15 protein-coding genes and 2 tRNA genes are annotated in these 12,759 nt (G+C 51.9%); 10 read left to right on the top strand and 7 right to left on the bottom strand.

Translation table 11 applies throughout. The features are described from left to right. Positions 1 to 179 precede the first annotated feature (179 nt). Positions 180 to 374 (top strand): hypothetical protein, encoded by a 195-nt coding sequence (locus tag AAHF05_RS07620; protein ID WP_129324420.1) that lies wholly within the window; start codon positions 180 to 182, stop codon positions 372 to 374. A 41-nt stretch (positions 375 to 415) separates the two neighbouring features. Here AAHF05_RS07620 and AAHF05_RS07615 read toward each other — a convergent pair. Then, a tRNA-Ser gene (locus tag AAHF05_RS07615) sits at positions 416 to 503 on the bottom strand. Between the two features lie 279 nt (positions 504 to 782). On the opposite strand from AAHF05_RS07615, the gene AAHF05_RS07610 reads away from it, so the two are divergent. From AAHF05_RS07610 to AAHF05_RS07585, 6 genes are all read left to right on the top strand, one after another. Continuing rightward, positions 783 to 1,919, top strand: a complete 1,137-nt coding sequence (locus AAHF05_RS07610; protein ID WP_028019195.1) for a D-alanyl-lipoteichoic acid biosynthesis protein DltD — start codon at positions 783 to 785, stop codon at positions 1,917 to 1,919. Then, positions 1,916 to 2,038 carry a hypothetical protein gene (locus AAHF05_RS07605; protein ID WP_256371422.1) on the top strand — a complete coding sequence of 41 codons (123 nt, stop codon included), beginning with the start codon at positions 1,916 to 1,918 and terminating at the stop codon, positions 2,036 to 2,038. The genes AAHF05_RS07610 and AAHF05_RS07605 overlap by 4 nt, the downstream gene beginning before the upstream one ends. Positions 2,039 to 2,047: 9 nt before the next feature. After that, a complete protein-coding gene (locus tag AAHF05_RS07600) occupies positions 2,048 to 3,166 on the top strand; it encodes an MBOAT family O-acyltransferase (RefSeq protein ID WP_049008462.1) in 1,119 nt (372 codons plus the stop codon). Continuing rightward, the gene (locus AAHF05_RS07595) at positions 3,163 to 4,596 is read left to right on the top strand and encodes an AMP-binding protein (RefSeq protein WP_129324419.1); all 1,434 of its coding nucleotides are present in this window, start codon (positions 3,163 to 3,165) and stop codon (positions 4,594 to 4,596) included. Before AAHF05_RS07600 ends, AAHF05_RS07595 begins: the two co-directional genes overlap by 4 nt. A gap of 17 nt (positions 4,597 to 4,613) precedes the next feature. Beyond that, positions 4,614 to 4,832 carry an acyl carrier protein gene (locus AAHF05_RS07590; RefSeq protein ID WP_008499867.1) on the top strand — a complete coding sequence of 73 codons (219 nt, stop codon included), beginning with the start codon at positions 4,614 to 4,616 and terminating at the stop codon, positions 4,830 to 4,832. 249 nt (positions 4,833 to 5,081) lie between these two features. Next, positions 5,082 to 5,918: an alpha/beta fold hydrolase gene (locus tag AAHF05_RS07585; protein WP_129324418.1), complete on the top strand. Its 837-nt coding sequence runs from the start codon at positions 5,082 to 5,084 to the stop codon at positions 5,916 to 5,918. Between the two features lie 44 nt (positions 5,919 to 5,962). On the opposite strand, the gene AAHF05_RS07580 is transcribed toward AAHF05_RS07585, so the two are convergent. The 3 genes from AAHF05_RS07580 to AAHF05_RS07570 form a co-directional block, all read right to left on the bottom strand. Then, positions 5,963 to 6,220: a YjhX family toxin gene (locus tag AAHF05_RS07580; protein WP_028019199.1), complete on the bottom strand. Its 258-nt coding sequence runs from the start codon at positions 6,218 to 6,220 to the stop codon at positions 5,963 to 5,965. Positions 6,221 to 6,509: 289 nt separating this feature from the next. Further along, a tRNA-Ser gene (locus tag AAHF05_RS07575) sits at positions 6,510 to 6,597 on the bottom strand. A 130-nt stretch (positions 6,598 to 6,727) separates the two neighbouring features. Beyond that, positions 6,728 to 8,356, bottom strand: coding sequence for an ABC transporter substrate-binding protein (locus tag AAHF05_RS07570; RefSeq protein WP_129324417.1), 1,629 nt, complete (start codon positions 8,354 to 8,356; stop codon positions 6,728 to 6,730). A gap of 268 nt (positions 8,357 to 8,624) precedes the next feature. Here AAHF05_RS07570 and yccA point away from each other — a divergent pair, with 268 nt between their 5' ends. Both yccA and tusE read left to right on the top strand, forming a co-directional pair. Next, positions 8,625 to 9,284 carry an FtsH protease modulator YccA gene (gene yccA / locus AAHF05_RS07565; protein ID WP_023335168.1) on the top strand — a complete coding sequence of 220 codons (660 nt, stop codon included), beginning with the start codon at positions 8,625 to 8,627 and terminating at the stop codon, positions 9,282 to 9,284. Between the two features lie 87 nt (positions 9,285 to 9,371). After that, entirely contained in the window at positions 9,372 to 9,701 is a 330-nt protein-coding gene (gene tusE, locus AAHF05_RS07560; protein WP_028019201.1) for a sulfurtransferase TusE, read from the top strand. Here the strand turns inward: tusE and yccX are convergent. The 3 genes from yccX to AAHF05_RS07545 are packed head-to-tail and all read right to left on the bottom strand — an operon-like array spanning position 9,698 to position 11,347. Then, a complete protein-coding gene (gene yccX, locus AAHF05_RS07555; RefSeq protein WP_049006717.1) occupies positions 9,698 to 9,979 on the bottom strand; it encodes an acylphosphatase in 282 nt (93 codons plus the stop codon). The two genes, tusE and yccX, sit on opposite strands and share 4 nt — an antisense overlap. Positions 9,980 to 9,990: 11 nt before the next feature. Next, positions 9,991 to 10,779: an AraC family transcriptional regulator gene (locus tag AAHF05_RS07550; RefSeq protein ID WP_049006715.1), complete on the bottom strand. Its 789-nt coding sequence runs from the start codon at positions 10,777 to 10,779 to the stop codon at positions 9,991 to 9,993. Positions 10,780 to 10,789: 10 nt separating this feature from the next. Further along, positions 10,790 to 11,347 (bottom strand): kinase inhibitor, encoded by a 558-nt coding sequence (locus AAHF05_RS07545; RefSeq protein WP_129324416.1) that lies wholly within the window; start codon positions 11,345 to 11,347, stop codon positions 10,790 to 10,792. 173 nt (positions 11,348 to 11,520) lie between these two features. On the opposite strand from AAHF05_RS07545, the gene rlmI reads away from it, so the two are divergent. Continuing rightward, positions 11,521 to 12,711: a 23S rRNA (cytosine(1962)-C(5))-methyltransferase RlmI gene (gene rlmI / locus AAHF05_RS07540; protein ID WP_129324415.1), complete on the top strand. Its 1,191-nt coding sequence runs from the start codon at positions 11,521 to 11,523 to the stop codon at positions 12,709 to 12,711. Positions 12,712 to 12,759 lie beyond the last annotated feature (48 nt).

The following is a 12,759-nucleotide window of genomic DNA, read 5'->3' as shown; positions in this document are numbered from 1 at the left end:
ACCGCCATTATATTTTAGTTATGTTCTGTCGGCAGTGATCCACACCATGATTTAATCAGTTTTGCGTGTCAGACCAAACTATTTGCAGAAAATTAAATGAAACATGAAAAATTATTAAGAACCTGTTCACTTTTATGTCTCACGTAATGGAGACAGCGTCTTATTATACGAAAAACCGTATGGGCATTAAAAATAGTAATAGCCAGGGCTGGACGTTAAAAAATATAAAACAAAACATTATGCTAAAAATTGAGCAGGTTTTTTGTCCTGTTGACAACACGCTGCGCGCCCTGCAGCTGATACACACTGTGTATGGAAGAACACCGTTCCAGCGCCACATCAGCATGACTGAATCGCATGCTGAAACCGGCTAAAACAAAAAACCCAGGTCGCATAACGACCTGGGTTTCGAATTTGGCGGAAGCGTAGAGATTCGAACTCTAGAACCCTTTCGGGTCGCCGGTTTTCAAGACCGGTGCCTTCAACCGCTCGGCCACGCTTCCAAAGTGAGGCGCACTATAAACATCTATTAGCGCCTTGTAAAGCAGGAATTTTTCTATTTTTACCCGCAGGCGTTTAACTGCGCAAAAAGTCACCCAGCTGCTTACCTCACATCAGTCTCTGCGCCCTTGTACATACCGTAACACAGCAACGCTCATCTGTTTAAATCGCTCTGGTATAGAATGCCACATAAACAGACGGCCTTTTGTTGTGTAATTGTTATAAATCGAAATGACAACAGACTTCAAAAAATTACTGTCATGTAATCTTACTGGTTGATGATGAAAATCAAAAATACGCTTTGCTTACACATCCTGATGGCGACACTGGCCATTTTGTTCCTGTGTGTTCACCCGTTGGTGACAAGCTTCGATCCGCCCCTCGCCTTTCAGCCACTGATTAAATCAATGGCGGGCACACCTAAAGAACAAGCGGAAAAAATAGCCACCATTTCCCATGCCTTAGAAGGGAATGCTATTTTCTTCATCGGTGCATCAGAGGTCGCCACCTCTGAAGATGAACATTACGCTGTATATAATTACTTTAATAAGCAATTGCACAAGCCCGTCGTGGCGTATGGCGATGCATTTGTCGATGACGAAACGCAATTCTTACTGTTCTCACGTTTTAAAAATAGCCTTAACGCAAACAGTAAAGTTGTGTTGCTTCTGGCACCTGACAGTTTTTACTCAAAAGGTCTGCCTCCTGCTATCTATGCCGATAATTTCCCCGGTTCTATTTTTAATCCGCTGATGAAAGATCCGCAGGCGCGACCGCTGCTGGTTAATTATTTAAAGCATATTGATAGTAAAGACATAAGCCATTTAACCTTTGGCCAAATGCGTGTCTTTGGCTGGCACCCCGATCTGATGTGGGACGAGCTGAGCTTCCAGTTTGCGAACGTCTGCACCCTGATAAAAAACGACTGGCTGGCGCTGCTCAACATCACGCCCCAGACGGTACAGCCCTGGCCGCAGCAGCCAACCACCCACATCGCCCCAGACTGGGATAAAGAGCTGGCGAACGCGCGCGAGTTAAATAAAAAACGCCAGCAGAGCGCGGCCACGCTGTGGATGGACAAAACGATTTACGAAGAGGACGGTAAACCGCAACAGTGGGATGACACGCCGGTCGTGCCTGCGCAAATCGCCGCGTTCAGTAAAACCGTTCAGCTGCTGAAAGAACGTCACGTGCAGGTGATTGCTATCGTCGACCCGGTTAATCCCTGGGCACTTTACAATACCGATACCTTCCGCCCGGTTGATAAGCAAATTAAAACCATTCTGGAAAAGAACCAGATCCCTTATTTAGATATGTACGCCATGCCTTATCAGAATGGCTGGAACTGGGATCGTTTGCACCCTTCCGAACTGGCCTGGGTTCCTATGATTCGCTTTATTGCACAGAGTTTTAAATGATGAAAATCGCGATCCGTCTTTTTTTCCTTTATCTCCTGTTGGCAATCACCGTTGTCGCATGGACCTCTGTTGATGACAGCATGAGCATGCAGCTGCATTTTGAATATCAAAAGTTCTGAGGCCGAATGATGTATAGCTCAGGAATGTTTTTTGTCTATTTGTTTTCATCCGCCCTGGTGTTTGCGGCGGTTAACCGCGTATTACGCCATCGTCTGACCTGGTTATCAGCATTCTCCATACTGACAGCATTAGGTTGGGGCTATATTTTTCAGGGTGATTACCTTGTTCCCGTAGCCGTTTTTTTCAGTTTTTATGTTTTCGCCACGTTAAAAGCCAAAGGATGGTTAAAAACGTGGCAGGCGGTCGTTTTAACATTATTGCCGTTGTTCCTGGTGAAATTACACTTAAATAACCACTGGGGCATGATTGGCCTCTCTTTTATGACGTTCCGCGCAATTGATGTATTGCTCTATCGCAGTAAAAAAGAAGGCCAGAATTTCCTGCATTATTTCTGCTATCTCTTTATGCCTTTTATTATCCTGGCTGGCCCTATGTACCGCTGGCGGACATGGATGAATGATGTCAGCAAGCCCGTGTTTGCTCTTAACCGTGAACAGTTTTTAGTGGCCTTAGAGCAAATCATTACCGGCATTATCCAGAAGTTCCTGTTTGCCATGCTGATCGATTCGCTTGTCGTACAGCCCTGGAGCCATAAGCCGTTTACGCTGACCGTGGGCGTGGTGATGTCGATTGCCTATAGCGCCTACCTCTACTTTGATTTTGCGGGTTACAGCAATATGGCCATCGGCGCAGGCCGCCTGTTCGGGCTGAATATTCCGGCAAACTTCAATATGCCGCTTCTTGCGAAAAACCCGCAGGATTTCTGGCGTCGCTTCCACATCAGCCTGTCTGAATGGCTGCGTGATGTGGTCTTTATGCCCGTCTATATGAACCTGATGAAGGTCAATTTTTTCCGCCAGAACAAAACGCTGGCGCAAAATATCGGTATTTTTTGCACCCTGTTCTGTATGGGGGCATGGAATGGCCTGGAACGCCATTACGTCATTAGCGGCGCGCTGTTTGGCGCAATTTCTGTTGCTCATAACATGCTGCTGTGGTCAGCCAAACGCAGCCCGGCATTGAACCGCGGCTTGCAGTATCCGGCTGTTGCGTTTTTGGGGCGAATTCTGACGCTGGGAAGCGCCGCGGGCTCCCTTTACATCTTTAGTGGAATGTCACCTCTATGAAAAATCACTCTGATCTTCAGGAACTGCAGGATTTCTTACGTGCAGCATTGTTCGATCCTGCCTCTCCGCAGCAGCTGGCCATCACCGGCAGCGACGAAGCCTTAAGCTGGTTGCAACTTTCCTCCGCCGTGGCGGACTGGGCGCAGCGTTATCGACGCTGCCAGCCTGGCGACGGCACACCGGTGGTATTGTACGGTCATCAGCAGGCTGAGTTCGCGGTGGCTATTTATAGCTGCCTGCTGCACAACATTCCGTACATCCCGGTGGACTGTATTTATCCGCAGGAACGACTGCGTGAGATCTGCCATCTGGCCAGTGCCCCATACTACTATGACGTGGCAACAAAGCAGTTCATTGCCACCGGCGAGGCGGGCAAGGTTCTGGAGGAGCAGGATCTGGCCTATATCATGTTTACCTCAGGCAGCACCGGCAAGCCTAAAGGGGTGCAGATTGGGCGTGAAAGCGTGTGGCACTTCATGAAGTGGGTCAGCCAGGACTTTTCACTGCCGGAAAAACCGGTCCTGATGAACCACGCGGTGTTCAGCTTTGATCTCTCCCTGATCCCTTTGCTGGCAAATCTGGCAATGGGCGGACATATCGTGCTGAACGCCAAAGACGATATTCAGAAAGAGAACTGGCTGGAGCGACTGAAAATCAACGCCGTTTCAGCCTGGATTTCCACCCCCTCTTTTGCATACCAGCAGCTGCTTTCACCGCAGTTCAACAGTGAGTATTTGCCTGCACTGAACGTCTTTATCTTTATTGGTGAAGTGTTAAATAAAGCGCTGGTTAAACAGTTACGCCGCCGTTTCCCGCAGGCCAAAATCATTAACTCCTATGGCCCAACGGAAGCGACCATCGCGACAACCGTGGTCGAGATAACGGATGAGATCCTCAACAGCGACAGCGCCGTGCTGCCGGTTGGGGTCATGATGCCCGACAGCAGAATGGAAATTTCCGCCGAGGGCGAGCTGATTATCTGGGGTAAAAACGTCATGCGCGGCTACCTCGGTCTCCCTCAGGAGAACGCAGCAAAATTATTGCGTCGGGAGAGTGAAATGTTCCGCGGTTACCGGACAGGCGATCTGGGCTATGAAGATGGGCTCATCTATTGCCAGGGCCGCAACGATAGCCAGGTCAAGCTGAATGGCTACCGTATTGAAATCAACGAGATTGAAAACCGCCTGCTGGCTATGTCCGGCATCAACGAAGCCGTGGTGCTGCCGCTGATGAAATCCTGCGGCAGCGTGCTGCGCATTGCCGCATTCTGCGTGACGGATATGGCGCCGGAGGCGATCAAAACCTCGCTGTCGAAGGTAGTTCCACCCTATATGGTGCCTTCACAAATTATCGTAAAAGACGCTTTGCCGCTGAATCCTAACGGCAAAATTGACCGCAAGTTGCTGGACGCTTACGCCCGCACAAATTAATAACTCCAGGAAAAATTATGGAACAAGAAATTCTCGCCCTGTTCGAAAAAGTGTTATCCCGCAAGGTGGGCTTTCACGATGAACTGATTGAATCCGACATTCTCGACTCCATTCTGGCGGTCGACATGGTACTGGAAGTGCAGGACGTTTACGGCTGTATGATCCCTCCAACAGACGTCGCAACGGTGCTGAAAACCCCGGCGGATCTGGCCCGCTATATTGAAGAAAACCGCTAAACGCCCCTGACGTTAACGTTGTTCTGAAGGCTCTGGAGGGTTGCTCCAGGGCCTTCATTTGCTCCCTCCTCTGGCCTCCAGGCAAAATGAATGCCTTTCACAGAAATGAAACCCACTGCTTTTATTTTCTCCTACACTTTAGGAGTACTGTCGGTACGGAAAACATAAAAAGCCAACTTAATTAAGAGATTATGATTCGCTTTGCACTCGGCATGCGATCGTGTTGTCTATAACAGAGGAATCTGCTGTATGGCATTCGTAACCACGAAAGACGGCGTCAACATTTACTACAAAGACTGGGGCCCAAAAGAGGCTCAACCCATTGTTTTCCACCACGGCTGGCCGTTGAGTGCCGATGACTGGGATAACCAGATGCTCTTCTTCCTTGCAGAAGGCTATCGCGTTATCGCTATCGATCGTCGTGGTCATGGGCGTTCGGACCAGGTGAGTGAAGGCCACGATATGGATCATTATGCGGCAGATGCGTCAGCCGTGGTTGAAAGCCTGGATCTGCACAATGCCGTGCACGTCGGTCACTCCACCGGCGGCGGCCAGGTCGCCCGCTATGTCGCCCGGTACGGTCAACCGCAGAGCCGCGTCGCCAAAGCGGTACTCGTCAGCGCCGTGCCACCTCTGATGGTAAAAACGGAGACGAACCCCGGCGGAACGCCCATCGAGGTTTTCGACGGCTTCCGCAAAGCGCTGGCGGCTAACCGAGCTCAGTTTTACCTCGACGTCGCCAGCGGTCCTTTCTACGGTTTTAATCGGGACGGGGCAGACGTTTCACAGGGTACGATCCAGAACTGGTGGCGTCAGGGAATGATCGGAAGCGCCAGGGCCCACTATGAGGGAATTAAGGCGTTTTCTGAGACCGACCAGACGGAAGATTTAAAAACCATCACGGTCCCCGTTCTGGTGATGCAGGGCGACGACGATCAGGTCGTGCCCTATAAAAATGCAGCCCTTCTGCAGGACAAGCTGCTGGCGAACAGCGTGCTGAAAATTTATCCGGGCTTCCCGCACGGGATGCATACCACCCATGCGGACACCATCAACGCTGATATTCTGGCCTTTATTCGCTCTTAAACGTCACGTTCAACGCCACCCAAAGGTGGCGTTGTTTATTTCGCTTAGCGATTATCCAACTCGGCGCGGACGTTGTTCAGCCCGGTGGTATTGATGCGGTAAGGCTGCCCGTTCACGGAACGGATCAGCTTTTTAGTGCGAAGTTTTTTAAAGACGTTAAGCGTGCAGTCGCTCAGCACCAGTCCTTCACGGGTATAGCACTCAACGGAAGTAACGCGGCCTGAACTGTCGCGGACGTGCACAATACGTCCACCTTTGGCGAGAACGTGTAAGGTACGTTGTTCCTGACGGGATAAATTCATACTGGAAAACCTGTGTAATCATCATGCGTAAAAACGAGCCCACACCCACAGGTGCGTGCGTAAGGTTTAAGCGCAGCGATAATCAGTCCGTCCTGAGAAGGGCGGGAAACTGATTATCTGATGAACACATTCTCCAGCATCAAAGCCTCGGTAAGAGATGAAAAATATTTACGGGATGAATGATAACGTCTGGTTTTTACCGGGAAATAACGAGGTTTTAAAAGTGTGAGCAGGATCGTTCAATCAAAAAGAAAAACCCCAGGTCAACGAGTAACCTGGGGTTTATATCTGGCGGAAGCGCAGAGATTCGAACTCTGGAACCCTTTCGGGTCGCCGGTTTTCAAGACCGGTGCCTTCAACCGCTCGGCCACACTTCCTAAGTGAGGCGAACTATAAACACCTCACCGTGTGCTGTAAAGAGTACAGCCATTCGTTCGCTGTAAAAATAGTCAAAATGTGTTTAATCGGTTGAACTGACGACACATCGACGATTTTATCAGCACTGGCTTAATGTTTTTTGATGTACATGTCTTTAGTGAAATAGTACCCCAGCTTATCCGGCGTAAATCCCCCTACCCAGGGTTTCACCAGGTGCGTACGGACGTAGTGATAAACCGGAATAGCCGGCACATCGCGTCCCAGTAAATCTTCCGCCTGCTGGTAGAATTTGCCGCGCTCAGCCGTGGTTTTGGCTTTTGCAGCGTTAACCAGGGCCTGATCGTATTCCAGGTTGCTGTACTGACTGGTGTTTTCACTGTCACCGGTACGGAAGTTGTTCAGGAACGTCGCCGCATCGTCGTAATCGGCAATCCACGCGTAGCGCACCGCATCAAAGTTGTGGGTGTGCATGGTATCCAGCATGGTTTTCCACTCCTGATTTTGCAGCTTCGCGTCCACGCCGAGATTTTTCTTCCACATGGAGCTGGCCGCAATGGCGATACGCTGGTGCGATTCAGAGGTGTTGTAGAGCAGGTTGAAGCTCAGCGGATGGCTGGCGTTATACCCGGCCTCGTTCAGCAGTTTTTTCGCCTCAGCGATGCGCTTGTCCAGCGGCCAACTGGCGTAATCCGGATTCTGTAGCTTAACACCGCCAATATCGGGCTGGCTGATGAGCCACGCCGGGCGCTGCCCCTGCCCTAATACTTTCCCGGCAATAATGTCTTTATCCAGCGCCATGTTCAGCGCCTTACGCACGCGTGCGTCGTTGAACGGCGGCCGGGTGGTATTGAATTCATAGTAATAGGTCGCCAACTGCGGAGAGACATCCAGTTGAGTGCCCAGGGTTTTCTTGAGCTGAGCGAACTGGTTGATCGGCACCGTATATACAATATCAATTTCGCCCGCTTTATAGCGGTTTACATCTGAGGCCTCAGACGTGATGGGCAGATAGGTTACTTTGTTGATGACGGTGTGTGCGTTATCCCAGTAGCGCGGGTTGCGCTCCGCCACGATGCGTTCATTGACCACCCACTGCGACAGCTTATACGCCCCGCTGCTGACGAAATGCTCCGGTTTGGTCCACTTGTCGCCGAACTGACCAATCAGCACTTTATCCACCGGCACCAGCGACGGGTGCGCCAGCATCGCGAGGAAAGCCGCGTTTGGCTGCGTGAGCGTCACCTCCAGCGTCGTGTCATTGATTGCTTTTACGCCCAGCGTATCCGGTGCTTTTTTCCCCTGTGCGATATCGGCCGCGTTAGCGATATGCATGTTGCCCGGATAGCTGGCATACGGTGAAGCGGTTTTCGGGTCGATCAGGCGCTGCCAGCTCCAGACCACATCTTCTGCGGTAATGGCCGTGCCATCGCTCCAGGTGATGCCCGGGCGCAAATGGAACGTCCAGACGGTATTGTCCTTGTTCTCCCATTTTTCCGCCAGTCGGGGCTGGACTTCGCCTGTCGGGGAGACGCTTACCAGTCCTTCGAATAAATCACTGATAATATTGAATTCGACATCGCTTTCGACTTTGTGGGGATCGAGCGAAGCCGGTTCGCTGCCATTATTCCTGACCAGTTCCTGTTTCTCTGCCAGTTGGGTTCCTGCTGGCACGTTAGCCGCCCAGGATGCCGTGCTGGCGCACAGAATCCCGGCGGTTAGCAAAGAGAGCGTAAAGTGAGTGCGTGTTTGTGGTTTCATGTCCTTCGCCTTATTGTCTGTTTATGACGATCCGGAGATAACTCTTAGCGTTCTAATGGTAATAACGCAATATTTTTCAGTAACCTATAAGAGGTTGATCTGATAAATACTTGCAAACCGCTGTTCATACTGGTGAAACGGACTTCTGCAGATGAAATAACCACCTCAAGCGCTAACGTACTGAGTAAAGATGGGTAAAACCACTTTGAGACTGGCGCGCCGTTTCCTATTCTTTCCGTTAATTACATCTGTCATAAGAGAGTGACTCATGGATCGTATAATTACTTCCTCACGCGACCGCACATCGCTACTCAGCACCCACAAGGTGCTGCGCAATACCTATTTCATGCTTAGCCTGACGCTGGCGTTTTCAGCGATCACTGCAACCGCCAGCACCGTGCTGATGCTGCCGTCTCCGGGGCTGATCCTGACGCTGGTGGGCATGTATGGTCTGATGTTCCTGACCTACAAAACCGCTGACAAACCCGTCGGTATTCTGTCCGCGTTTGCCTTCACAGGCTTCCTGGGCTACATCCTGGGGCCGATGCTGAACGCGTATCTGTCTGCCGGAATGGGCGACCTTATCGGCATGGCGCTGGGCGGTACCGCGCTGGTGTTCTTCTGCTGCTCGGCCTACGTGCTGACCACCCGTAAGGATATGTCCTTCCTCGGCGGCATGCTGATGGCGGGTGTTGTAGTGGTGCTGGTGGGTATGGTGGCAAACATCTTCCTGCAGCTGCCGGCCCTGCATCTGGCGATTAGCGCCGTGTTTATTCTGATTTCTTCAGGCGCGATCCTGTTTGAAACCAGCAACATCATTCGCGGCGGTGAGACGAACTACATCCGCGCTACCGTGAGCCTGTATGTGTCGCTGTACAACATCTTCGTCAGCCTGCTGAGCATCCTGGGCTTCGCCAGCCGCGATTAAGCCACAGCGCTGTGAACCTGGCCCCGCTTATGCGGGGCTTTGTTTTTTGGTACACTGTTGCGGTTTTTGACTGACGTGTGAATGATAATGTTGAGTTTTGAAGGCAAAGAGATTGAGACCGATAACGACGGTTATCTGAAAGAGAGCAGCCAGTGGAGCGAAGCGCTGGCGGAAGTGATTGCAGAGAAAGAAGCCATCACCCTCTCCCCCGAACACTGGGAAGTGGTGCGTTTTGTCCGCGAGTTCTATCTTGAATTCAACACCTCTCCGGCTATCCGCATGCTGGTCAAAGCCATGGCCAATAAGTTCGGCGAAGAGAAAGGCAACAGCCGCTATCTCTATCGCCTGTTCCCTAAAGGCCCGGCAAAGCAGGCCACCAAAATTGCCGGCCTGCCAAAACCGGTGAAGTGTATTTAGTAGCGAATACCGAAATTAACGTATTCCCGACCGGGTTGATGCGGTTCTGTTAACACCTTATCAACCCGCGCGCTGCGCGGACCGCCCGCTTTCAGCCACGCCACCAGCTTATCGACCTGCTCCGCTTCGCCGCAGGCCACCACCTCAACGCTACCGTCATCCATGTTTCGCGCGTATCCCGTTAGCCCAAGCTCAATCGCTTCGCGCTGGGTGCTGTAGCGGAAGCCGACGCCCTGAACGACACCGTGAACCCAGGCGATGGTGCAGACTTTTGCCATTTTGCTTCTCCTTAACGTAGCGTTTTCGGTAAACAGCCATAGTGTTGCCGGAAACGGGCGGTGAAACGAGAACTGGAAAGATACCCACATTGTAATGCGATTTCGCCAATCGGTAATCGGGTTGACTGTAACTGTGACAGCGCAACGGCCATCCTCACCTCCTCCACAATCTGGCGAAAGCTCTGCGACTCTTCACGTAACCTTCTGCGAAGCGTCGGCACGCTCAAGGCCAGACGGCTGGCGATGTCCTGCGCGGTCCAGGCTCTGGCGGGCGACAGCATAATGAACTGCCGCACCTGTTCGGTCAGGTTAATATTTCGCTCAATAAGCAGCGGACCTGCCACGCCATCATGCAGCAAGGCCAGTAAAAGACCGAAGGCCTGATGCTTTTGTAGCGCCTCTGGTAAATCCTGACGCACGGCATGCAGCAGGTTATCCCACATAAACGCCAGCCCCTCGCTCAGTGGGGCACAGAGCGAATGTAATGTCGTGCGCGGCCAGGATTTCAGATAATGCGCTTTAAACTCGGCAACGATCTCCGGGGACAACATCAGCAAGTCCGATCGAAACATGCCGTTCGCGGGCTGATTGATAATCTCCATCACCGTATTAGCAGGGATAATGATGAGCTCGTCCCGTGTCGCCACCAGCCGGTTGTCATCCTGAACAATTACCTTACTGCCGTGCGTGATATGACAAATAGCCGGAAAAAAGAGTTTGACCTGATGCAGGCGATGCATTTTGCTGGCACTCACTTCACCCGCCGTGAGATGTTTATGTCGAAAATGGAACTCCTGCACTCCGCCATCCTTATCTACTGTAGGTCGCTGTTAACTGAGCTTTTGCCAGAACGTGACTATTGATCATAAAGCCGACCAGCGCGCCGCTGGCATTTTTGTCGACGGGCAGTTTATCCACGTCCAGGGCCCAGACGGTAATCTGATAACGGTGAGGTTTGTCCCCTGCGGGTGGACATGCACCGCCGAAACCAGAATAGCCGAAATCATTACGTCCCTGCACAACGCCGGCAGGTAATTTCTCGCCGTTCGGGTTACCGGCATCAGCGGGCAGCGTCATTGTCTTCGCCGGTATATTGGCTACGGTCCAGTGCCACCAGCCGCTACCGGTGGGCGCATCCGGATCATATACCGTGACGGCAAAGCTTTTCGTCGCGGCGGGCGGATTTTTCCATGCCAGCTGTGGAGAGCTATTTCCACCGTGGCAGCCAAATCCCTCAAACACCTGCTGTTGCGCCAACCGGCGTTCGCCAGAGATATCCTGGCTGGTAATGCGGAAAGGCGTTGCTGCTAAAACCTGAAAACTCATTGCCGCCAGAACGGTTATTGCGATTGCACTGCGCTTTTTCATGGGGGTTTCCTTTGCTGAACCGGAAGCCCTAAGGTAAAGCATGCGACAATGCCGTAATGTGCTTAAGCGATTTGATTTTGTGCCGAAACGCTCAACGGTATCCGCAGATGATTGCGCCTTGCTGAATGTGCTACTCTACGCGCCATTTCCTGAAATCGACAGAACAGCAAATTATGAGTGTACGTTTAGTGTTAGCCAAAGGGCGCGAGAAGTCATTACTGCGCCGTCATCCCTGGGTCTTTTCCGGCGCGGTTGCCCGTATGGAAGGTAAAGCCAGCCTCGGTGAAACCATTGATATCGTTGACCATCAGGGGAAATGGTTAGCGCGAGGTGCTTACTCGCCTGCGTCCCAGATCCGTGCCCGCGTCTGGACCTTCGATAAAGATGAAACCATCGACATCGACTTCTTCGTTCGCCGTCTGCAGCAGGCGCAGCAGTGGCGCGACTGGCTGGCAAAACGCGACGGACTGGACAGCTACCGCCTGATTGCCGGCGAGTCCGACGGCCTGCCGGGCGTCACCATTGACCGCTTTGGTCACTTCCTGGTGTTGCAACTTCTGAGTGCTGGTGCTGAATATCAACGTGCGGCGTTGATTAGCGCGCTGCAAACGCTGTTCCCGGAATGCGCCATTTACGACCGCAGCGATGTGGCGGTGCGCAAAAAAGAGGGCATGGAGCTGACCCAGGGTCCAGTGACAGGCGAGTTGCCGCCTGCCCTGCTGCCGATTGAAGAGCACGGCATGAAGCTGCTGGTGGATATTCAGGGCGGCCACAAAACGGGTTACTACCTCGACCAGCGCGACAGTCGTCTGGCGACGCGTCAGTACGTTGCCGACAAACGCGTGCTGAACTGCTTCTCCTATACCGGTGGTTTTGCCGTTTCAGCGTTAATGGGCGGCTGTGCTCAGGTGGTGAGCGTGGACACTTCGCAGGAAGCGCTGGACGTGGCAAAGCAGAACGTTGAGCTGAACAAGCTGGATGTGAGCAAAGCTGAATTTATTCGCGATGATGTCTTCAAACTGCTGCGTAAGTATCGCGATCAGGGCGAGAAATTCGACGTTATCGTCATGGATCCCCCTAAGTTTGTGGAAAACAAAAGCCAGCTGATGGGTGCCTGCCGTGGCTATAAGGACATCAACATGCTGGCCATTCAGCTACTGAACCCGGGCGGCGTGCTGCTTACGTTCTCCTGCTCCGGCCTGATGACCACAGATTTATTTCAGAAAATCATCGCCGATGCCGCAATAGATGCTGGCCGTGATGTACAATTTATAGAGCAGTTCCGTCAGGCAGCCGATCACCCGGTGATTGCTACCTACCCGGAAGGGCTCTATCTGAAAGGGTTTGCCTGTCGCGTCATGTAACTTGAAAAGAGAAATATTGCCCGCACATAACGTGTAAGTCGTATTTCC

It is taken from the genome of Enterobacter adelaidei (assembly GCF_041937165.1).
Classification (GTDB): domain Bacteria; phylum Pseudomonadota; class Gammaproteobacteria; order Enterobacterales; family Enterobacteriaceae; genus Enterobacter; species Enterobacter adelaidei.
The sequence above is the reverse complement of the archived record's forward strand: the minus strand, read 5'-3'. Positions and strand labels throughout refer to the sequence as shown.